The organism is Microvirgula aerodenitrificans DSM 15089, assembly GCF_000620105.1.
In the GTDB taxonomy this organism is placed as follows: Bacteria; Pseudomonadota; Gammaproteobacteria; order Burkholderiales; family Aquaspirillaceae; genus Microvirgula; species Microvirgula aerodenitrificans.
In genome coordinates this window covers 52,805-74,769 of record NZ_JHVK01000009.1, presented here as the reverse complement: position 1 = coordinate 74,769, position 21,965 = coordinate 52,805, and the positions used below count along the sequence as shown (strand labels likewise).

The following is a 21,965-nucleotide window of genomic DNA, read 5'->3' as shown; positions in this document are numbered from 1 at the left end:
AGGCTCAGATCCGGCCGGCCAGTGCCATCCCCCACAGCGCGACCAGCCAGACCAGCATGACCAGTTGGGCAGCACTGCCGCAGTCCTTGGCTTTCTTTGACTCGGAGTGAATTTCCGGGCCAATACGGTCGATGGCCGCTTCGATGCCGGTATTCAGCAGTTCGACCACCAGCGTCAGCACGTGCGTGAACACGATCAGCACGGTCGCCAGCGGCGACAGCGACAGCCACAGCGCCAGCGGCACGCCCACCAGCGCCATCAGCACCACTTCGCGGAACGCCGCCTCGTCACCGAATGCGGCGCGCAAACCGTCCAGGGAAAAACCGAATGCCTTGATGACGCGCACGATCAGCCCTCAAGCCCGCGGGCCAGGTCGGCGATCAGGTCATCCGGATGCTCAAGGCCGACCGACAGCCTCAGCAGCCCCTCGCCGACGCCGGCCGCATCCCGGGTTTCCTGCGACAGGCGGCCGTGGGTGGTGGTCGCCGGGTGGGTGATGGTGGTCTTGACGTCACCGAGGTTGCCGGTGCGCGAAATCAGCTGCGTACTGTCAATGATCTTCCAGGCGGCTTCACGGCCGCCTTCGACGTCGAAGGACACGATCGCGCCAGGCGCGCTCTGCTGGCGGCGGGCCAGTTCGTACTGCGGGTGGCTGCTCAGGCCCGGATAGTGGACACGGCGCACCGACGGCTGGTTCTGCAGCCACTCGGCCAGTTTCTGCGCACTGGCGCACTGGCGTTCCATGCGCACGAACAGGGTTTCCATGCCGCCGAGCAGCAGCCAGGCGTTGAATGCCGACAGGGTCGGCCCGGTCGAGCGCACATAGACGTAGATCGGTTCGACCAGCGCATTGCTGCCGACCACCGCACCGCCGAGCACGCGCCCCTGGCCATCGAGGAACTTGGTCGCCGAGTGGATGACCAGGTCGGCGCCGTGTTCCAGCGGACGCTGCAGCGCCGGCGAGCAGAAGCAGTTGTCGACCGCGAGAATGGCACCGGCATCATGGGCGATGTCGGCCACGGCGCGGATGTCGGTCAGTTCGGTCAGCGGGTTCGACGGCGTTTCCAGGAAGAACAGCTTCGTGTTCGGGCGGATGGCCTGCTTCCAGGCGCCGAGATCGGTCGCGGAAACAAAGGTGACCCCGATGCCGAAACGCGGCAGCAGTGTCGCCAGCATGTTGTACGAGGCGCCGAACAGGCTTTGCGACGCCACAATGTGATCACCGGACGACAGCAGGGTGAAAATGGCCGCGTGGATGGCGGCCATGCCGCTGGCGGTCGCCTGGCAGCGCTCGCCGCCTTCCAGCGCCGCCAGCCGGCGCTGGAACGCATCGACGGTCGGGTTGGTAAAGCGGGAATAGGTAAAGCCGTCATGCTCGCCGGCAAACAGCTGCCGGGCCTCTTCCGCGCTGTCGGTCATGAAGCTGGAAGTCAGGAACAGCGGCAGGCTGTGCTCGTTGAATTCGGTCACGTCGCGGCCGGCACGGATGGCCAGCGTTTCGGGGTGCAGCGGGGTCGTCATGGTGAGAACTACCGTGTGTTTTGCAGTGCGGTACATGGTAATGAAAAACGCGCCTTTCGGCGCGCATCATTGGCAATACGCTTATAGCGTTGTTGCCACTTACATCAGGTTCTGTTCGGCCACGTTCAGGTTCAGGTCGGCGCCGCCGCCCAGTGCCTCTTCGCGCTGCGGCTTGCTCTCGCCGCGCGCGCCTTCGATTTCGGCCAGGTATTCGTCGGTAATGTCGCCAGTCACGTAGCGGCCGTCGAAGCAGCTCATCTCGAAGTCGTTCAGCGCGTTGTTGGCTTCATGCACCGCATCGCGCAGCGCACCAAGATCCTGGTAGATCACGCCGTCGGCGCCGATTTCGCGGGCGATTTCCTCGACCGTGCGACCGGTTGCGAGCAGTTCGGCCCGGGTCGGCATGTCGATGCCGTAGACGTTCGGATAACGGACTTCCGGCGCGGCGCTGGCGAAATAGACTTTCTTGGCCCCGGCATCGCGCGCCATCTGCACGATCTCGCGGCTGGTGGTGCCGCGCACGATCGAGTCGTCGACCAGCAGCACGTTCTTGCCGGCAAACTCGCTGCCGATGGCATTCAGCTTCTGGCGCACGGATTTCTTCCGCGTCGCCTGGCCCGGCATGATGAAGGTGCGGCCGACATAGCGGTTCTTGATAAAGCCCATGCGGAACGGCAGGTCGAGGTGCTTGGCCAGCTGCAGCGCGATCGGCATCGACGTGTCCGGAATCGGGATCACCGTGTCGATGTCGAGGTCCGGCATCTGGCGGCGGATCTTGTCGCCCAGCTTCTCGCCCATCAGCAGGCGGGTCTGGTAGACGCTGGCGCCGTCGATGATCGAATCCGGGCGCGCGAAGTACACGTACTCGAAGATGCACGGCGTATGCGGCTGGTACTCGGCGCACATGCGCGTCGAGCGCGCGCCGTCCATGCGGACCACGACCGCTTCACCCGGCAGCACGTCGCGTTCCAGCCGGAAGCCCAGACAGTCGAGGGCGACCGACTCGCTGGCCAGCAGGTATTCGGTGCCGTTCGGACCGTCGTGGCGACCCATGACCAGCGGGCGGATGCCGTACGGGTCGCGGAAGGCGACCAGGCCGAAGCCGGCGATCAGCGCCACCACGGCGTAGGCGCCACGCACCCGCTTGTTGACCTCGATGATCGCGTTGAAGATCGCGTCCTCGCACAGCTCGCGACCGTAGATCTGCTTCTGCAGCTCATGGGCGAACACGTTCAGCAGGACTTCCGAGTCGGAGTTGGTGTTGATGTGGCGCAGGTCCTGGCGGAACATCGCCTCCTTCAGCTCGGCGGTGTTGGTCAGGTTGCCGTTGTGCGCCAGCACGATGCCGTACGGCGAGTTGACGTAGAACGGTTGCGCCTCGGCCAGATTGCTGGCGGAGCCGGCAGTCGGGTAGCGCACGTGGCCGATGCCGGCCTGCCCCAGCAGCGACCGCATGTTGCGGGTGCGGAACACGTCGCGCACCATGCCGCTGCCCTTGTGCATGTGAAAGCTGTTTCCGTTCGCGGTCACGATGCCGGCGGCATCCTGTCCCCGGTGTTGCAGGACTTGCAGCCCGTCATACAGCAACTGGTTGACGGGAGAACCGCTGACTACGCCAATAATTCCACACATGGTTTGCTCATTCCGCTCTTTTAGAACATCTCTGCAAACCGCCACCCGGCCGGCTTGCAGAGAGACTCTTTGACTTGTGATCAGGTTTTGATGCTGTTGCGGATCGGCAGCGGCAGCGTCTCGCCGCCACTGTTGCCATCACGCTGGAAATTGATGCGGTCGGCCATATCGGCCGGCAGCCAGGGTTTCAGGTCGACGGCCAGCCGCTCGAACGGCGTCACCAGCAGCGCATTCTGCCAGAACGGCTCCGACGGCATGTGGGTCAATCCACCCAGCATGACCACCACGGTCGACAGCAACACCCCGCGCGCCAGACCGAAGGCGCCGCCAAGTGTGCGGTCCAGCCCGCCCAGACCGACGCCGGATACCAGCCGGCTGGCCAGCCGGCGGCCGATGGCCAGCACGATCCACACACCGACCATCACGGCGGCAAACGCCAGCAGCCAGCGCAGGTCGGCCGTCGGTACCGACTGCGGCAGCATCGGTTCGAAGTCGGCCGCATACTGCCTGGCCACCCAGAAAGCGCCGATCCAGCTGGCCAGCGACAGGACTTCATGCACCACGCCGCGCCACAGCGCCAGCAGGGTCGACGCCGCAATCAGGCCGACAAGTATCCAGTCAAATGTGGTCATTGCACCCTGCTATTGCGGTACCAGAATGCCGGACAGGCCGGCCTTCTGGATCTTGGTCAGCGCCGTGCGGGCTTCAGCCTCGCTGGCGAACGGCCCGACGCGGATCCGGCTGACCGTTCCCTTGCTGGTACTGACCTGGCTGACGCTGGCGCTGACGCCGGCACCGGCCAGCTTGTCCTTCAGCTCGGCGGCCTTGGCCGGGTCGGACAGCGCGGCCACCTGGATCAGGTAGCGGCCGGATTTCGCTGATTTGTCGTCTGCCTTGTCCTGTGCGGGTTTGTCCTGGGCCGGCTTGTCGGCTTTGGCCCTGGGTTTCGGCGCCGGCACATCGGCATCCGCCATGTCATTCAGGATCGCGGCCGGGTCCGGCTTTTTCTTTTCCTTTGCCGGTTCGGCCGGCTTGTCCGCCGGTTTGGCCGCAGGCTTGCTGTCCGGCTTGCGTTCGACCTCTTTCGGCTCGACAGGTTTCGGTTCGGCGACCTTCGGCGCTGTCGCCTCCGGTGCAGCGGGGACCGGACGTGCCGGTTCGGCGGTCGGCGTGGCCGGCGCCGGCGAAACCGGCTCGGCCGCCGGTACCGTCGGCGGCAGTGCATCGGCCGGACTCGTGGCCGGTCCGGGGACAGCCGCGACCGGTGCGGGCTCCGGCGCCGGCGCACGCACGCCACCCACGGCACCGCTGGCGACGATGTCGACCTTTTCCGGGTGCATTTCCGTCTGAGGCTGACCGTCGATCACATTCCACAACACCAGCGTGGCTGCCGACACGATGACGACGGCGCCGACCAGGCGGCGGCGGGCTCGCTTGCGAAGCTGGATCAGCTCCTGTTGGCTCTTGGGTTCGTTCATGTGCTGCCCTGTCACCAGGCCGTCAGGCGGCCTGCTCCCTCGCCGCCATCACGGCGGCGACGGTATGAAAAGATCCGAAGACGGCGATTCTATCATTTTCCCCCGCCCGCTCGCTGACGGCGCTCCAGGCGGCAGCCAGGTCGGGGAACGCCTTCACCTGGCTGATGCCGTGGGCGGCCAGCCGCGCCTGCAGTTCGGCCAGCGGCAGACCGCGCGGCGTGTCCAGAATCGGCGCAACATACCACACGTCGAATTCGGATTTCGCCAGTTCGATCACGCTGTCGATGTCCTTGTCGGCCAGCATCGAAAACACGGCATAGCGGTTTTCCGCGTAAGACAGCGTCTGCAGGCTGGCCACCATCGCCCGCATTGCATGCGGGTTGTGGCCGACGTCCATGACGGTGACCGGGCGTCCCGGCAGGACCTGGAACCGCCCCGGCCATTCGACTTCCAGCAGGCCGCGGCGGATCGCACCGGCGCCGACCGGCAGTGCGGTTTTCATGGCTTCGAGTACCGCCAGTGCCGCGGTCGCGTTCATCATCTGGTAGCCGCCGCGCAGCGCCGGCGTCGGCAGGCAATGGCGGCGCGCGTCGCCATGCCAGAACTCCCACTGCAGCGAGTCGGTGCGGGTGAAGCCGAAATCGCGACCGATGCAGCGCAGGTCGGCGCCGATGGCGGCAGCATGGTCAAGCAGGCTTTGCGGCGGATTCGGGTCGGCGCAGATGGCCGGCCGGCCGGCGCGATAGATGCCGGCCTTCTCGAAGCCGATCAGCTCACGGGTATCACCGAGCCAGTCCTGGTGGTCGAGGTCGACCGACACCACCAGCGAACAGTCGGGCTCGAACAGGTTGACCGCATCCAGCCGGCCGCCGAGGCCGACTTCCATCACCGCGACATCGACGCCGGCGTCGATGAAGTTCCACATTGCCGCCAGCGTGCCGAATTCGAAATAGGTCAGCGGCGTATCGCCACGCGCGGCCTCGATGGCGGCAAAGGCACGGCAGATCGCCGCGTCGTCCAGCGGGACGGTATCGATGGCGATGCGTTCGTTGTAGCGCAGCAGGTGCGGCGACGCATAGGTGCCGACCCGGAATCCGGCACAGGCAAAGGTTTTCGACAGCATCGCGCACACCGAGCCCTTGCCGTTGGTACCGCCGACGGTGATGACGGGGAAGTCGGGGTCCAGCCCCATTGCCTCCTTGACCACGCGGACCCGGTCGAGGCCGAGGTCGATGGTGGAGACATGCAGGGTTTCGAGATAGTGCAGCCAGTCGGCAAGCGTACGGTCTTGACTCATGATGACGTCTTGAGGCTTTCCAGGTCGGGGGGACGGGGGGCAAGTCGGGGCGAAACATGCCAATGCAAGAGCACGCGCAGGGTCCGCAGTGCGGCGGCCGGCGCGGAATCGGCGCACAGTACCATGCTGAAGCGCCGGCCGGCGGCCCGGCCGCGCAGCACGATCAGCCACGGCAGCACCACGGTGGACGCGGCCAGCCGGACTGGCTGACCGTTCAGCAGCAGGCGGCCGGCGGCATCGATATCCAGCACCGGCAGCGTCGCGCCGAAGCCGCCGAACTGCCGGCCCTGCCACAGCACCGGCAGCGGCAACAGCAGCAGACCGGCATGCAGACCATCGGTCGCGCACAGCGCCACTGCCGCCGCCAGTGCGGCGAGCAGGGTCAGGGCCAGTCCGCAGCGGCTGGGGACAGGCACGATGCGCAGCGGGGCGAAACGGCGTGTGCGCACCGGATTCAGTCGTCGAGCGGCGTGTTTTCCAGCTCGTCGTCGACAGTGTCGATCACCATCGAGTGGATCTCGACATCGAACCATTCCCAGAACGTCTTCAGCGAGCGGTCGGTCGGCCACAGACTCTTGTCTTCGTACCAGGTAGCGAGTTCCATTTCGAACAGGCGCTGGGCAATGTCGTCAATATGGCTGACGCCTTCTTCCGGCTCGTCAAACTCGGGAATCAGGATAACGGTGCAGTCGGCGCGCAGGCTGTCGAGCGACAGCTCCATATCATTGTCAGGCACCCCGTTCAGCCAGTCGGCAAACGGTTGTTTGGGCTTGATGACGGCGACGGAACGATCGACGAAGTACATGGCTGGCTCCTGGATAATGCGGATCATCAAAATAAAAACCCCGCAACGCGAGGCGTCAGACTGTCCATACTCCGCGGCGGCGGGAACGGAAGGGGCAGGATTCAATCAGGCAGGTGCCGTGCTTACCGGCAGATGCTGTCTGGCGCGCACCGACGCCGCGATGACCACCGGTGCCCGCCTTCATGAACAGTCTGAGGCCCCGCAATGCGAGGCTTGTTATTGGCTTATTGAAACGATTGTATCAGCCCGTTCGGGGCACTGCGCGGTCGCATGCTAGAATCTACCGGTTTTGTTGCCGTTTTCAGTCTGCCTACATGCCGCTCCTGACTTTAGAAAAAGCCTCCCTCGCCTTCGGGCACGTCGCCCTGCTCGACGCCGTCGATTTTGCCCTTGACGGGGGCGAGCGCGTCGGTCTGATCGGCCGCAATGGCGCCGGCAAGTCATCCTTGCTGAAGGCCATCGCCGGTACCGTCCGTCTCGACGACGGCCGCATCCTGCAGCAGAGCGGCATCACCGTCGCTTACGTGCCGCAGGAGCCGGAGTTCGATCCGGACCAGACCGTGTTCGACGCCGTGGCCGAAGGCCTCGGCGAACTGAAGGACCTGCTCGGCGACTACCACCGCATCAGCCAGGCGCTGGCCAGCCCCGATGCCGATCACGAGGAGCTGCTGACCCGCATGCAGGCGATCCAGTCGGCGCTGGAGGCCAGCAACGGCTGGAGTTTCGAGAACCGCATCTCCACCACCCTGTCGCATCTCGGTCTGTCGCCGGACACGCGCATCACCGAGCTGTCCGGTGGCTGGAAGAAGCGTGTCGCGCTGGCGCGCGCCCTGACCAGCGCCCCGGACGTGCTGCTGCTGGACGAACCGACCAACCACCTCGACGTATCGGCTATCGAATGGCTGGAAGGCCTGCTGAACGGCTTCAGCGGCGCCGTGCTGCTGATTACCCATGACCGGCGCTTCCTTGACAATGTCGCCACCCGCATCATCGAACTCGATCGCGGCATGCTGCGCAGCTACCCGGGCAGCTTCTCCGCCTACCAGACGCGCAAGGCCGACGAGCTGGCATCCGAAGCCGAACAGAACCGCAAGTTCGACAAATTCCATGCCCAGGAAGAAGTCTGGATCCGCAAGGGCATCGAGGCACGCCGGACCCGCAACGAAGGCCGGGTCCGCCGCCTCGAGCAGATCCGCCGCGAGCGCGCATCGCGCCGCGAACGCGTCGGCCAGGTCAATTTCAAACTCGATGCCGGCGACCGCTCCGGCAAGCTGGTGGCCGAGCTCGAACATGTCGACAAGGGTTTCGACGGCCGCACGCTGATTCGCGATTTCACCACCCGCCTGATCCGTGGCGACAAGATCGGTCTGATCGGCCCGAATGGCGCCGGCAAGACCACGCTGCTGAAACTGATTCTCGGCGAGCTGGAGCCGGATCGCGGCAGCGTGCGGCGCGGCACCAATCTGCAGATCGCCTATTTCGACCAGTTCCGTACCCAGTTGCCGGAAGACATGGCCATCGTCGACGTGATCGGCGACGGCAAGGACTATGTCGATGTCGGCGGACAGCGCCGCCATGTGATGAGCTATCTGGAAGATTTCCTGTTTGCGCCGGCCCGTGCACGCAGCCCGGTCCGTTCTCTGTCAGGGGGCGAGCGCAACCGCTTGCTGCTGGCGCGACTGTTTACCCAGCCGGCGAATGTACTGGTACTGGACGAACCGACCAACGACCTCGATATCGATACGCTGGAACTGCTGGAGCAGTTGCTGTCCGAATACAACGGCACGGTCTTCCTGGTCAGCCATGACCGTGCCTTCCTTGACAACGTCGTCACCCAGGTGATTGCATTCGAGGGCGACGGCAAGCTGGAGGAATACCCGGGCGGCTATGCCGACTGGGTCGCCGCGCGGGCACGGATGGCAGAACTGGCACCCGCACCGGCAGTTTCGCAGCCGGCGCCCCAGGCAGCGGCGCCCGCGAAGCCGGCGCGGGACAAGGCCCGCACCCGATTGTCGTTCAACGAAACCCGCGAACTGGCGCAACTGCCCGACCAGATCGCCGCACTGGAAACCGAACAGGCCGCGCTGAACGAACGCCTGCTCGACCCGTCGGTGTGGAAGGACCGCGCTGCCGAGGCCGGCGCCTGGCAGGCGCGGATCGAAGCCATCGACGGGCTGCTGCTGGACAAGCTCGCGCGCTGGGAAGAACTGGAGAGCAAACAGGGATGACACACGTTCGCCGCTGGATCGTACTCGGACTGGTCGCGGCCATTGCCGCGTGCTCGACGGCGCCGACCCGGAAACCCGCCCGCCCGCGACCGGACGTGTCGCTGTCCCGCATCCAGGCCAGCGGCGACGGACGCGAGATCGTCATGTACTCGCTCGGTCTGCTCGGCGTCGGCTACCAGTTCGGCGGCAGCAATCCGGATGCCGGGCTGGACTGTTCCGGCATGGCAGCCTTCATCTACAAGAATGCCGTCGGCGTGGCACTGCCGCACAATGCCGCCGAAATCGCGTCGCGAACCCGCGAGATCGACCGCGGTGCGCTGAAGGCCGGCGATCTGGTGTTCTTCAACACCATGAATCGCCGTTATTCGCACATGGGCATCTATATCGGTGACAACAAGTTCGTGCACGCACCACGCACCAACAGCGTCATCCGCGTCGACAGCCTCGACAACAGCTATTTCGCCGCCCGCTACGATGGCGCGCGTGCCGTTCTGAACTGAGTTCTCATGCGACTGATCCCGACCACCCTGCTGCTCGCCACGCTGGCGGCGGCCGCCCTGCCCGCCTTCGCCGACAGTGCGGCAAAACTGCCGCCGGAACTGTCCAGCGACAAGGCCATCCTGCTCTACCTGCAGCTGAAGGACAGCGTCGGCAAGATGCCGGGCGTGCGCAAGGACGGCATCGCCATCAAGCGCGACTGGCTGCTGGACACGCTGCGCAAGGACATCAACCGCAAGGATGTCAGCGTCGAGGACCTGAAGCTGACACCGGAAAAGGGCACGCTGCTGCTCAAGACCACGTCCGGCGTCAGCGCGCTGCACACGGTCGACTTCTGCTTCCTGCCGGTCGACTGGCCGAACCGGACGATAAAGATCCGCTTCGAGCGCCATACCACGGCGGCCGACAATGGCCTGATCGCGCAAACGCTCGGCAATATCACCATCGGCATCATGGGGCTGGCGGTCGGTAACCCGGTGGAGAAACTCGCCGACAAGCAACCGTGGGCGAAGGTCGACGGCGACGTGCTGTCGGTACGGCTCGACCAGGTACCGTCGCTGGCCGACAAGATGAAAAGCAATGTCGCCGGCTATCCGGTATTCGACTACGTCGGCATCCGCGAACTGCGGACGGCCGACGACGAAATCCGCGTCAAGCTGGGCTGGATGAAGTAGGTCGCCCCCCCGACGACAAGCGTTTCGACACCCCGTCGGCAATCCGCCATGCGTGTGCATACAGCGTCAGCTGTGGATTGACGCCGAGGCTGGTCGGCAACAGCGATCCGTCGCACACGGTCACGTTGTCGGCCGCGTACAGCCGGCCGTCACTGTCGGTCACGCCGCTGCCGGCATCGCGTCCCATCCGGCAGCCGCCCATCACATGTGCGCTGACGACCCGGGTCGCCACCGGTGACAGCACCCGGGTCGCCTCGCGGACCTGGGCCAGATTGCGGCAGAAACCGGCGCGCTCATCCAGCGGCATGACCCGACCGGCACCAGCTGCAAACTGGATTTCCGCCATTGCCTCGAAGGCGTGGCGGGCGCCGCGCCAGAAGGTCTCGCTCAGCGGGTAATCGAGCAATGGCGAGCCATCGCTGCGCAGTGACACCCGGCCGCCGGGCAGTTCGCGATGAAAACCGTCGCGAACCAGCGCGATCAGTACGTTCAGTCTCGGCAACGCCCGCAGCGTGGACGCATAGGACGGGCCGAAGCCGGTCAGGGTCACGGCAGCCAGCAGCGGATGCACCGGCGGCGCTTCAATCTTGAATCCCGGTTCGCCATCGACCGGCCCCGCATGCAGGTAATGGTCGGTATAAATCGACTGGGGGGCACCGTCATACGGATGAATCTCGCGGGCGAACAGCGCGCCGGACAACACGGTCGGGTGCAGGCAGGTATTGGCACCGATCAGCCGCAACGGGTCCGGTGTCTCGCTGCGCAGCAGCAGGGCCGGGGTATTGATCGCCCCGGCGGCCAGCAGCACATGGCGGGCGCGCACCCGCACCCGGTGCCCGGTCGGCGTCAGCCCGTCGGCGGCCAGCGCCACCCCTTCCAGCCACTCCGCCTGCCGGTCGCGCCACCGCAGCCGCTCGACCCGCACCCGGTGCACCAGACGCAGGCCGCGATCCAGCGCGGCCGGAATGGCCGTCACCAGCATCGACTGCTTGGCATTGGTCGGACAGCCCATGCCGCAGTAACCGAGATTCCAGCAGCCGCGCACATTGCGACGGATATGGCCGTATGACAGGCCGAGCGCGTGGCAGCCGCGCGCAATCACCTCGTTGTTGCCGTTCGGCGCCGGCAGCCAGTCGCCCACGCCGACCAGCGCTTCAGCACGCTCGAACCATGGCGCCATCGACTCGGCGGTAAACGGCAGGTCCAGCTCACTGCGCCACCAGGCCAGGGTATCGGTCGGGGTGCGGAACGAGCTGGTCCAGTTGACCACGGTCGAGCCGCCGACGGCGCGTCCCTGCAGAATGGTCACGCCCTTGTCACGCGTCTGGCGCGCGGCCGATTCCTGGTACAGGCGCGGGTAGGCAGTCGCTTCGCGCAGGTCGAAATCACGCGATGACCACAGTCCGCCCTCCTCCAGCAGCAGGACGTCGTGGCCGGCTTCGCTCAGCACCCGGGCGGCAATGCCGCCACCGGCGCCGCTGCCGACGATGACCACGTCCGCCGTCAGGTCGAGATCGCCGCTCAGGGTTGCGGCATCGGTAACTTTCCAGCCGCGGGCCAGGCCGTCGACAATCGGGTCGGCAATCATGCGGTCCTCCCCAGTGCGGCCAGTACCGTGGCCGGCGGACCACCGTAGCCGATCGCCGGCCATGCGGCCGGGTTGCCGTACCAGGCCGCGCCAATCAGCTGGTGCAGACCCTGGTAGACCGCGCGCAGTACCTGCAGGCGGCTATGGCGCAGGCGGTCGAGCGTGGCGGCAATATCGGCGGCCGCGGCAGCATGCCAGGGCGCACGCAGTCCCAGCAGCCAGCGCCGGGCCGGACGCAGGCGCAGCAGCGAGAACAGCTGCGTCACCTCGTTGCGCTGCGCCGGCGTCAGGCCCGCCAGCGCCGTGTCGATACCGGCCAGCACGATGCGGGAAAAATCGGCCGCCGTCAGTCCGGCCGGCACGCCGCCCAGCATGACCGGCACGATGGCGGCCAGCGCAATGACCGCATCGGCCGGCACGTTCGCCAGCGCCGGACCGGACGGCAGCGGGCCGTCATCGGTGGCAAGCAGATCCGCGCCAAGGCCGGCCAGCGCCAGCAGCACGCCGCCGGCCGCTCCCACCTTGAGTACCGTGCGTCGGGATGGCATGCCCGCTCCTAGCGCAGCATGAAGCGCAGCAGCGCGCTGACCGCCCGGCCATACGGTGGCCGGATCAGCCCGGTGCCGTTCAGACGTGCCTGCGTGCACACTGCCTTCAGATGGCTGAAGGTGTCGAAGCCGTCACGGCCATGGTAGCTGCCCATGCCGGACGGACCGATGCCGCCGAATGGCAAATCGTCCTGGGCAATGTGCAGCATGGTGTCGTTCAGCGTGACCCCGCCGGCATGGGTACAGGCCAGAATCTGCGACAGGCGGCGGTTGTCCTCGTCGAAGACATACATGGCCAGTGGCCGCGGCCGGGCGTTCAGGTAGTCGACGGCATCGTTCAGGCTGTCATAGCTGACGACCGGCAGCAGCGGGCCGAAGATCTCTTCCTGCAGGACCCGTGCCGTGTCGGCCACCTCCAGCAGCAGTGCCGGCGCCAGCTTGCCGCTGCCGGCCAGGTCTTCTCCCGCCGGGTTGATCTCGCGTACCACGGCGCCGTGCGCGCGGGCATCGTCGAGCAGTTCGCCCAGCCGCTGCCGGTGACGGTCATTGATCACGGCGCTGTAATCCGGATTGGCGACCAGTGTCGGGTAAGCCCGTGCGACGGCTGACGCATAGGCTGCAGCGAACGCGTCGCGCTGTGACGTGTGGACCAGCACGTAGTCGGGCGCAATGCAGGTCTGGCCGGCGTTGATCAGTTTGCCGAAGGCGATGCGTTCGGCCGCCTTCTCGAGCGGGTAGCCGGGCAGGACCAGCGCCGGCGACTTGCCGCCAAGCTCCAGCGTGACCGGGGTCAGATTGTCGCTGGCCGCGCGCATGACCAGCCGGCCGACGGCGGTCGAACCGGTAAACAGCAGATGATCGAACGGCAGCCGGGAAAACTGGCTGGCCTGCTGCGCATCACCGTCGAGCACGCTGATCACGTCGCGGCCCAGATACTTGTCGGCCAGTTCGCGCATCAGTTCACCGGTGGCCGGCGTGAACTCGCTCATTTTCACCATCGCCCGGTTGCCGGCAGCCAGCGCGGCGGTCAGCGGCCCCAGGGTCAGATAGATCGGGTAATTCCACGGCACCATGATGCCGACCACGCCCTTCGGCTGCGGTATCACCCGGTTGCGCGCCGGCATGAACAGCAGGTCAACCCCGCGCCGGCGCGGCCGCATCCAGCGCATCAGGTGCCGCTGGGTATGGCGCAGCCCGGCCACGGCCGGAAACAGCTCCAGCATGCGGGTCTCGACCGGGGAGCGATGCCCGAAATCGCTGGCGACGGCATCGACCCAGCGCGCCTCGCCATCCAGCGCCATCGCCCGCAGTGCCGACAGCCACTGCAGCCGTTCGGCCAGCGCCGGGTACGGCGTGTGCACCGCCTGCGCGCGCAGATGCGCAAAAGGTTCCAGCATCACCGCCGGCAGTGCCGGATCGGTCGTTTCCCTGTCCATGACAGCTTCCTTGTGTTGCCATTCGCCCCGGTACGGTGCGGCCCATGCGGCATGCGATTAGAGTAGCAACTCTAATCGTAACCGGCAACGAATTTCAAACGTATGATCGATAGCCAGTGTCATTGAAGTGCCGGACAACATGGACAACGACATCAAATTAACCTTATACAATTATGACCCACTAAGTATTACAAAAACCCCATGGAGCCCAACATGAAGCGGACACTCACGATCCTCACCCCGATTACCCTCGCCCTTGCCCTGGGCGCCTGCGCCGGCGGCAAGCTCAACCCGGACGCACTGGTCCAGACCGGCAGCCTGGCGATGAAGGCGGCAACGCTCAGCGACGCCGACGTCAAGTCGCTGTCGGCCCAGGCCTGCGCCCAGAGCGACAAGCAGTCGAAGATTGCACCGGCCGGCAACAAGTATGCAAAGCGTCTGGTCAAGGTCGTCAAGCCGTTCGGCAACAATCTGGACGGCCAGCCGCTGAACTTCAAGGTCTATCTGACCAGTGATGTGAACGCCTGGGCCATGGCCAATGGCTGCGTGCGCGTGTACAGCGGCCTGATGGACAAGATGAACGACGACGAGCTGCGCGGCGTCATCGGCCATGAAATCGGCCACGTGGCGCTCGGCCACAGCAAGAAGGCGATGCAAACCGCCTATGCCGTCTCCGCCGCCCGCAGCGCCGCCGCTGCCTCCGGCAATGCCACCGTGACCGCGCTGAGCACGTCGCAACTCGGCGATCTGACCGAGAAGCTGATCAATGCCCAGTTCTCGCAGTCGCAGGAAAGCGCCGCCGACGATTACTCGTTCGATCTGCTGACCCGCAAGGGCATGAAGCGCGAAGGCCTGGTCACCGCCTTCCAGAAGCTGGCCGACATGGACGGCGGCCAGAGCAGCATGATGAGCTCGCACCCGGGTTCGGCCGCACGCGCCAAGCATATCCAGGACCGCCTCGCCAGCGGCAAGTAAGCCTGGCACCAGCAAAAACGCCCCGGCATGGTCCGGGGCGTTTTTATTGTCATGCCGGAAACCGGCGGTCTTGCGATCAGTTTTTCTCCGGCATCAGCGATGAGTGGTGGCTGGTGATCAGCCATTTTTTTCCATTCCACTTGTAGCTGTAACTGTAGCGCGCGTGAGCCACGCTGCCATCGCCGAAGGTAAAGGTGTACAGACCGGCATCCACCGCCGTATTGCAGTCGACCTCGATCCAGCGGCTGTCGATTTTCCCGTCCGGCTTCTTCGCCAGAAAATGCTCGAAGTAGTCGGCCTTGGCTTCCGGTGTCAGCCGGGGCTGGTTGGACAGGGTCGGCAGCAGTATGGAATTCGTGGCGTAATTGGCCACCACCCTGGCCGGATCGCCGGTCTTCAACGAGTCGTTCCAGCGATCGAACAGCGCGGCCACTTCCCGCTCCCCCGCTTTGTGGCAGACCACGGAACGGGCAAGGACCGGGCCGGAGACCAGACCGAGGGTGAGAGCAACATAAAACAGGCGGAATTTCATGAAAGATATCCTTGACCGGGGTGAAAGGCGACACCCTCAATATGACACAAGGAAATTTTTCCGCCAAACAATGACTTTAAAATAAAAACTGCCCCGCAGAAGCGGGGCAGTTCCGGGGTGACGCTACCGTCAGCTGACGGCAGGCATCACACGTTCACGCTGTCGGCCTGTTCCTGGTACGACTCGATCTCGTTGAAGTTCAGGTAGCGATAGACTTCCGCCGCCTTGGCATCGATCACGCCGACATCAGCCATGTACTCGGCCACGGTCGGGATGCGACCCAGGCGCGAGGTGATCGCCGCGAGTTCGGCCGAGCTCAGGTACACATTGGTGTTCTTGCCCAGACGGTTCGGGAAGTTGCGGGTCGACGTCGACACCACGGTCGCGCCTTCGCGCACCTGGGCCTGGTTGCCCATGCACAGCGAGCAGCCCGGCATTTCGGTACGGGCGCCGCTGCGGCCGAAGATGCCGTAGTAGCCTTCTTCCGTCAGTTGCTTCTCGTCCATCTTGGTCGGCGGGGCGATCCACAGCTTGGTCGGGATGTCGGTCCTGCCGTCGAGCAGCTTGCCGGCAGCGCGGAAGTGACCGATGTTGGTCATGCACGAACCGATGAACACTTCGTCGATCTTGGTGCCGGCCACTTCGGACAGGATCTTCACGTCGTCCGGGTCGTTCGGGCAGGCCAGGATCGGCTCGGTCACGTCGGCCAGGTCGATCTCGATCACGGCGGCGTAGCTGGCGTCGGCATCGGCCTTCAGCAGCTTCGGCGCGGCCAGCCAGGCTTCCATGCTCTTGATGCGGCGACCCAGCGTCTTGGCATCGCCATAGCCGTTGGCGATCATCGACTTCAGCAGGGTGATGTTCGACGTCAGGTACTCGGCGATCGGCGCTTCGTTCAGTTGCACCGTGCAACCGGCGGCGGAACGCTCGGCCGAGGCGTCGGTCAGTTCGAATGCCTGCTCGACCTTCAGGTCCGGCAGCCCTTCGATTTCCAGGATGCGGCCCGAGAAGATGTTCTTCTTGCCGGCCTTGGCCACGGTCAGCAGGCCCTGCCTGATGGCGTACAGCGGGATGGCATTGACCAGGTCACGCAGGGTGATGCCCGGTTGCATCTTGCCCTTGAAGCGGACCAGCACCGATTCCGGCATGTCCAGCGGCATCACGCCGGTGGCAGCGGCAAACGCCACCAGACCGGAGCCGGCCGGGAACGAGATGCCGATCGGGAAGCGGGTGTGGCTGTCGCCGCCGGTGCCGACGGTATCCGGCAGCAGCATGCGGTTGAGCCAGCTGTGGATCACGCCGTCGCCCGGCTGCAGGCTGACGCCGCCGCGGTTGCGGATGAATTCCGGCAGCTCGTGGTGCATCTTCACGTCGACCGGTTTCGGGTAGGCAGCGGTGTGGCAGAACGACTGCATGACCAGGTCGGCCGAGAAGCCGAGGCAGGCCAGATCCTTCAGTTCGTCACGGGTCATCGGGCCGGTGGTGTCCTGCGAGCCGACCGAGGTCATGCGCGGTTCGCAGTAGGTGCCCGGGCGGACGCCCTGCTCTTCCGGCAGGCCGCAGGCGCGGCCGACCATCTTCTGCGCCAGGGTGAAGCCGTTGCTGGCTGCAGCCGGGTCCTTCGGCAGACGGAAGGTGGTCGAGGCCGGCAGGCCCAGCGACTCGCGGGCCTTGGCGGTCAGGCCACGGCCGATGATCAGGTTGATGCGGCCGCCGGCGCGCACTTCGTCGAGGATCACGTCGCTCTTCAGCGCGAAGCTGGCAACGGTTTCGCCATTCTTGACGATCTTGCCGTCGTACGGGTAGATCTCGACCACGTCGCCCATGTTCAGCGCCGACACGTCGACTTCGATCGGCAGCGCGCCCGAGTCTTCCTGGGTGTTGAAGAAGATCGGGGCGATCTTGCCGCCGAGGCAGACGCCGCCGAAGCGCTTGTTCGGCACGAACGGAATGTCTTCGCCGGTGTGCCAGATCACGCTGTTGGTCGCCGATTTGCGGCTGGAACCGGTACCGACCACGTCACCGACGTAGGCGACCAGGTTGCCCTTGCCCTTCAGCTGTTCCAGCAGGCTGATCGGGCCGACCGTACCCGGCTGGTCCGGGGTGATGCCGTCACGCGCATTCTTCAGCATGGCCAGCGCGTGCAGCGGGATGTCCGGGCGACTCCAGGCATCCGGCGCCGGCGACAGGTCGTCGGTGTTGGTTTCGCCGGTCACCTTGAACACGGTCACGGTGATCTTTTCCGGCACGGACGGACGGCTGGTGAACCATTCGGCGTTCGCCCACGATTCGATCACGCCGCGCGCATTGGCATTGCCCTTGTCGGCCAGTTCCTTGACGTCGTGGAAGTAGTCGAACATCAGCAGGGTCTTTTTCAGCCCGTCGGCAGCGACGACGCCCACTTCGGCATCGCCGAGCAGGTCGATCAGCGGCTTGATGTTGAAGCCACCCAGCATCGTGCCCAGCAGTTCGGTCGCCTTGGCACGGCTGATGAGGCTACAGCTGTCGCTGCCCTGCGCCAGCGCGGCCAGGAACGCGGCCTTGACCTTGGCGGCATTGTCCACGCCCGGCGGCACGCGATGAGTGATCAGATCGACCAGGAAGGCTTCCTCGCCAGCCGGCGGGTTCTTCAGCAGATCAACCAGTTCGGACACTTGCTGTGCGGTGAGGGGGAGCGGCGGAATGCCGAGGGCGGCACGTTCGGCGACGTGTTTGCGGTAGGCTTCAAGCATGGCGTTGACCTTTGCAGTTGCGGTTGCGTTTTGCCCGCATGCCGGCGCGGCGTCTTTGGTCCGGTTCCTGCAGGAACCGGGCGTCGGCGGCATGCTGCGTATCCTGGTCCGGGTCGTCCGGCATCCGGTTGGCGCGGGACCCTTTTATCTTGTGCGACAGAGTACGCTGAATCGTCGCCGGCGCACAAACGAGTAATCGCCACAACGCTTGTGAGATAAACTCACACCATGAGCACACATCTCCCACCGCTGAACGCCCTGCGTGCCTTCGAGGCAGCAGCAAGGCTGGCAAGCTTTTCCGCCGCTGCCAACGAGCTGTACGTCACGCATGGTGCTGTGAGCAAGCAGATCAAGCAACTGGAGGAATGGCTCGGTGTCAGGCTGTTCGAACGCGCCGGCGGCCGGGTCAAGCTGACCGATGTCGGCTGGCGCTATCTGGTGCAGGTCCAGGACGGGCTCGACATCATCGCCAATGCGACCGCGCAGCTGATGCAGCCGGACCGCCCGCGCCGGCTGACGATCAATTCCACGCCGACACTGGCCATGCACTGGCTGCTGCCGCAGCTGTCGCAGTTCCAGCGCCAGTACCCGGAAGTGGAATTGCGGATGATGACCTCGGACCGCGACATCAGCCGCCTGACCGTACCGTTCGATGTCGCCATCCGCCGCGGCCCCGGCGACTGGCCCGGCTACATGACCAAGCCGTTCCTCGACGAATGGGAACAGCCGCTGCTGAGCCCCGAACTGCTGGAACGGCTGCCGATCCGGCAGCCGGGCGATCTGGCCCGTCACACCCTGCTGTATGCGGACACGCGACCGACCGCATGGCAGCGCTGGCTGACGCTGGCCGGCGTGCCGGATCTCAAGCCGGCCTCGACCCAGCATTTCGACCACTTCTATCTGGCCCTGCAGGCAGCCATGGACGGGCTGGGCGTGACCCTCGGCCCGCTGCCGATGATGCAGACCGAAATCGATGCCGGCACCCTGGTCGCACCGCTGCCGCGGCCGGTGGTGCCGGTACGCGGCTATTGCTGGATCGTGCCGCGCGCCATGGTCAACGATCCGGCCATCGCCGCGTTCTGCCAGTGGCTGGAAAGCTGCGCCAATGCGCTGCAGCAGGCGCCGGGCCAGCACTGAAGCCGAATGCACTCTTTGGCCGGCATCCGCAGCAAAGACATGTCAGGATGCTTGAGTTCGCCGCCGGACGGTTCCATGCTGTAACACTGTGATGCCAGAAACAGGAGTGTTGCCATGAGTGAGTCTCTCTTCCCTGCCCTCGCCACCCTGCAGGCCGCCGGCCAGTCGCTGCGCTATGCGAGCCTGCCTGCGCTGGAGGCGGCCGGGGTCGGCCCCGTATCCCGCCTGCCGGTGTCGATCCGCTTGGTGCTGGAATCGGTCTACCGTCATTGTGACGGCATCAAGGTCAGCCCGGAGCACGTGCGCCAGCTGGCCAACTGGCAGCCCAACGCGGCACGAACCGACGAGATCCCGTTCACGGTCGCGCGCGTGGTGCTGCAGGATTTCACCGGCGTACCGCTGCTCTGCGACCTGGCCGCCATGCGCAATGTGGCGGACGGACTGGGCAAGGACCCGAAGACCATCGAACCGCTGGTGCCGGTCGACCTGGTGGTTGACCACTCGGTGATGATCGACCACTACGGCACGCCCGAATCGCTGCGGCAGAACATGGAGCTGGAATTCCAGCGCAACCGCGAGCGCTACCAGTTCATGAAATGGGGAATGCAGGCGTTCGACACCTTCAAGGTGGTCCCGCCCGGCATCGGCATCGTCCACCAGGTGAACCTCGAGTATCTGTTCCGCGGCGTCCGGGTCAAGGACGGCGTGGTCTACCCGGACACCCTGGTCGGCACCGACAGCCACACGACGATGATCAATGGCGTCGGCGTGGTCGGCTGGGGGGTCGGCGGCATCGAGGCCGAGGCCGCCATGCTCGGACAACCGGTCTATTTCCTGACGCCGGACGTGGTCGGTGTCGAGATGACCGGCAAGCTGCGCGAGGGCGTGACCGCGACCGACCTGGTACTGACGGTGACCGAACTGCTGCGACGCGAGAAGGTGGTCGGCAAGTTCGTCGAATTCTTCGGCGAGGGCACGGCCAGCCTGACCGTGACCGACCGCGCGACCATCGCCAACATGGCGCCGGAATACGGCGCGACCATGGGCTTCTTCCCGGTCGACGACAAGACCCTCGACTACCTGCGCGGCACCGGCCGCCTGGATGCGGAAATCGAACTGTTCGAGGCGTATTTCAAGGCCCAGGGCCTGTTCGGCATCCCGCAGGCCGGCGACATCGACTACAGCAAGACGCTGACCCTCGACCTGAACACCATCACGCCGTCGCTGGCGGGCCCGAAACGGCCGCAGGACCGCATCGCCCTGCCGAAAATGCGCGAAACCTTCGAGCATCTGCTGTCTGCGCCAACCGCCGCCAGCGGTTTCAACCGGCCGACGGCGGAACTCGGCGAGCGCCATGTCGTCGCCGGTGATGCCGAGGATGTCGGCCATGGCGATGTGCTGATCGCCGCCATCACCAGCTGCACCAATACCTCGAACCCCGGCGTGCTGCTCGCCGCCGGCCTGCTGGCGAAAAAGGCGGTCGAGAAAGGACTCAGCGTTCATCCGCGGGTCAAGACCAGTTTCGGCCCCGGTTCGCGCGTGGTGCCGGAGTACCTGACGGCCGCCGGGCTGATGCCATCGCTGGAAGCGCTCGGCTTCGATGTCGCCGCTTTCGGCTGCACCACCTGTATCGGCAACGCCGGTGACATCACGCCGGAGCTGAACCAGGCAATTGTCGAGCACGATCTGGTCTGCGCCGCCGTTCTGTCCGGCAACCGCAACTTCGAGGCGCGCATTCACCCGAACCTGCGCGCCAACTTCCTTGCCAGCCCGCCGCTGGTGGTTGCCTTCGCCATTGTCGGCCGGGTCAATATCGACATGGAAACCGAGCCGCTCGGCATCGGCAACGACGGCCATCCGGTCTATCTGCGCGATATCTGGCCGAACTCGGATGAAATCGCCAGGCTGATGCCGATCGCGATGGACCCGGCGGTCTTCCGCGAGAAGTACAGCGACTTCACCCGCGACCACGATCTGTGGAATGCCATTCCGGCCCCGACCGGCCAGGTCTACAACTGGCCGCAGTCGACCTATATCGCCAGGCCGCCGTTCTTCGACCGCTTCGGCATGCAGCATGATGCGGTCGGTGCCATTCGCGGCGCCAAACCGCTGCTGCTGCTCGGCGACTCGGTGACCACTGACCATATCAGCCCGGCCGGTTCGTTCAAGGACAGCACCCCGGCCGGCCGCTATCTGGTCGAGCACGGCGTGCAGAAGCGCGATTTCAACAGCTACGGCAGCCGGCGCGGCAACCACGACATCATGATCCGCGGCACCTTCGCCAATGTGCGGGTCAAGAACCTGATGCTGCCGCCGAATCCGGACGGCAGCCCGGTCGAGGGCGGTTTCACGCTGTATGACGGCCGTCAGACCACGGTCTACGACGCGGCCCAGTCGTACCTGCAGCAGGGCATTCCGACCGTGGTGCTGGCCGGCGAGGAATACGGCACCGGTTCGTCGCGCGACTGGGCGGCCAAGGGCACCATGCTGCTCGGAGTCAGGGCGGTCATCGCCCGCAGCTTCGAGCGCATCCACCGCTCGAACCTGGTCGGCATGGGCGTACTGCCGCTGCAATTCAAGGATGGCGACAGCATCGGCACGCTGGGGCTGAACGGCAGCGAAACCTTCGACATCGATGGTGTCGATGGCGAGCTGGTGCCGCAACAGGACATGACGCTGGTCATCCACCGTGCCGACGGCACAGTCGAACGCCACGCGGTCACATCGCGCATCGACACCCCGATCGAGGTCGAGTACTACCGTCACGGCGGCATCCTGCCGTACGTGCTGCGCGAACTGCTGGCTGCGGCCTGAGCCTCACCGGCCCGGACCAGGCGGGCCGCCGCCATGCAGGCAGCGGCGGCCCGTGCGGGCTTTCTCACGG

The 21,965-nt window shown here is 65.5% G+C and carries 19 protein-coding genes; 6 read left to right on the top strand and 13 right to left on the bottom strand.

Annotated features, from left to right (window positions below; all coding sequences use genetic code 11):
- Positions 1-4 precede the first annotated feature (4 nt).
- The 8 genes from Q352_RS0109435 to Q352_RS0109400 all read right to left on the bottom strand — a co-directional run bounded on the left by Q352_RS0109435 (position 5) and on the right by Q352_RS0109400 (position 6,733).
- On the bottom strand, positions 5-346 hold the full coding sequence (locus Q352_RS0109435; protein WP_084300023.1) for a diacylglycerol kinase: 342 nt from the start codon (positions 344-346) through the stop codon (positions 5-7).
- A gap of 2 nt (positions 347-348) precedes the next feature.
- Complete coding sequence (locus Q352_RS0109430) at positions 349-1,521, bottom strand: O-succinylhomoserine sulfhydrylase (protein WP_028499129.1); 1,173 nt, start codon at positions 1,519-1,521, stop codon at positions 349-351.
- Positions 1,522-1,620: 99 nt separating this feature from the next.
- Positions 1,621-3,153: an amidophosphoribosyltransferase gene (gene purF, locus Q352_RS0109425; RefSeq protein WP_028499128.1), complete on the bottom strand. Its 1,533-nt coding sequence runs from the start codon at positions 3,151-3,153 to the stop codon at positions 1,621-1,623.
- 80 nt (positions 3,154-3,233) lie between these two features.
- On the bottom strand, positions 3,234-3,785 hold the full coding sequence (locus tag Q352_RS20500) for a CvpA family protein (RefSeq protein WP_051528822.1): 552 nt from the start codon (positions 3,783-3,785) through the stop codon (positions 3,234-3,236).
- Between the two features lie 9 nt (positions 3,786-3,794).
- Complete coding sequence (locus tag Q352_RS0109415) at positions 3,795-4,631, bottom strand: SPOR domain-containing protein (protein WP_028499127.1); 837 nt, start codon at positions 4,629-4,631, stop codon at positions 3,795-3,797.
- Positions 4,632-4,653: 22 nt separating this feature from the next.
- A complete protein-coding gene (gene folC, locus Q352_RS0109410) occupies positions 4,654-5,928 on the bottom strand; it encodes a bifunctional tetrahydrofolate synthase/dihydrofolate synthase (RefSeq protein WP_028499126.1) in 1,275 nt (424 codons plus the stop codon).
- The gene (locus tag Q352_RS0109405) at positions 5,925-6,377 is read right to left on the bottom strand and encodes a protein YgfX (protein WP_028499125.1); all 453 of its coding nucleotides are present in this window, start codon (positions 6,375-6,377) and stop codon (positions 5,925-5,927) included. Before Q352_RS0109405 ends, folC begins: the two co-directional genes overlap by 4 nt.
- A 5-nt stretch (positions 6,378-6,382) precedes the next feature.
- The gene (locus Q352_RS0109400) at positions 6,383-6,733 is read right to left on the bottom strand and encodes a hypothetical protein (RefSeq protein ID WP_028499124.1); all 351 of its coding nucleotides are present in this window, start codon (positions 6,731-6,733) and stop codon (positions 6,383-6,385) included.
- A 314-nt stretch (positions 6,734-7,047) separates the two neighbouring features.
- Between Q352_RS0109400 and Q352_RS0109395 the strand changes: the two genes are divergently transcribed.
- Genes Q352_RS0109395 through Q352_RS0109385 form a run of 3 tightly spaced genes read left to right on the top strand, consistent with a single transcriptional unit; the run spans position 7,048 to position 10,133 of the window.
- Positions 7,048-8,961 carry an ATP-binding cassette domain-containing protein gene (locus tag Q352_RS0109395; RefSeq protein ID WP_028499123.1) on the top strand — a complete coding sequence of 638 codons (1,914 nt, stop codon included), beginning with the start codon at positions 7,048-7,050 and terminating at the stop codon, positions 8,959-8,961.
- Complete coding sequence (locus tag Q352_RS0109390; protein WP_028499122.1) at positions 8,958-9,461, top strand: C40 family peptidase; 504 nt, start codon at positions 8,958-8,960, stop codon at positions 9,459-9,461. The genes Q352_RS0109395 and Q352_RS0109390 overlap by 4 nt, the downstream gene beginning before the upstream one ends.
- A gap of 6 nt (positions 9,462-9,467) precedes the next feature.
- The gene (locus Q352_RS0109385; RefSeq protein WP_028499121.1) at positions 9,468-10,133 is read left to right on the top strand and encodes a hypothetical protein; all 666 of its coding nucleotides are present in this window, start codon (positions 9,468-9,470) and stop codon (positions 10,131-10,133) included.
- Here Q352_RS0109385 and Q352_RS0109380 read toward each other — a convergent pair.
- From Q352_RS0109380 to Q352_RS0109370, 3 genes are read right to left on the bottom strand one after another with little or no spacing between them, the layout of a single operon-like run.
- Complete coding sequence (locus Q352_RS0109380) at positions 10,111-11,721, bottom strand: GMC family oxidoreductase (protein ID WP_028499120.1); 1,611 nt, start codon at positions 11,719-11,721, stop codon at positions 10,111-10,113. The genes Q352_RS0109385 and Q352_RS0109380 overlap by 23 nt on opposite strands.
- Positions 11,718-12,269 carry a twin-arginine translocation signal domain-containing protein gene (locus tag Q352_RS20495; RefSeq protein WP_036385848.1) on the bottom strand — a complete coding sequence of 184 codons (552 nt, stop codon included), beginning with the start codon at positions 12,267-12,269 and terminating at the stop codon, positions 11,718-11,720. The genes Q352_RS0109380 and Q352_RS20495 overlap by 4 nt, the downstream gene beginning before the upstream one ends.
- An 8-nt stretch (positions 12,270-12,277) precedes the next feature.
- Positions 12,278-13,705, bottom strand: a complete 1,428-nt coding sequence (locus Q352_RS0109370) for a coniferyl aldehyde dehydrogenase (protein ID WP_028499119.1) — start codon at positions 13,703-13,705, stop codon at positions 12,278-12,280.
- Between the two features lie 213 nt (positions 13,706-13,918).
- Here Q352_RS0109370 and loiP point away from each other — a divergent pair, with 213 nt between their 5' ends.
- Entirely contained in the window at positions 13,919-14,680 is a 762-nt protein-coding gene (gene loiP / locus Q352_RS0109365) for a metalloprotease LoiP (RefSeq protein ID WP_036385846.1), read from the top strand.
- 76 nt (positions 14,681-14,756) lie between these two features.
- On the opposite strand, the gene Q352_RS0109360 is transcribed toward loiP, so the two are convergent.
- Both Q352_RS0109360 and acnB read right to left on the bottom strand, forming a co-directional pair.
- A complete protein-coding gene (locus Q352_RS0109360) occupies positions 14,757-15,212 on the bottom strand; it encodes an SgcJ/EcaC family oxidoreductase (protein WP_028499117.1) in 456 nt (151 codons plus the stop codon).
- Between the two features lie 146 nt (positions 15,213-15,358).
- Positions 15,359-17,944, bottom strand: coding sequence for a bifunctional aconitate hydratase 2/2-methylisocitrate dehydratase (acnB, locus tag Q352_RS0109355; protein WP_028499116.1), 2,586 nt, complete (start codon positions 17,942-17,944; stop codon positions 15,359-15,361).
- A gap of 228 nt (positions 17,945-18,172) precedes the next feature.
- Between acnB and gcvA the strand changes: the two genes are divergently transcribed.
- Positions 18,173-19,081, top strand: a complete 909-nt coding sequence (gcvA, locus tag Q352_RS0109345) for a transcriptional regulator GcvA (protein WP_028499115.1) — start codon at positions 18,173-18,175, stop codon at positions 19,079-19,081.
- Between the two features lie 114 nt (positions 19,082-19,195).
- Positions 19,196-21,895 carry an aconitate hydratase AcnA gene (gene acnA, locus Q352_RS0109340; RefSeq protein ID WP_028499114.1) on the top strand — a complete coding sequence of 900 codons (2,700 nt, stop codon included), beginning with the start codon at positions 19,196-19,198 and terminating at the stop codon, positions 21,893-21,895.
- Positions 21,896-21,965: the final 70 nt, after the last annotated feature.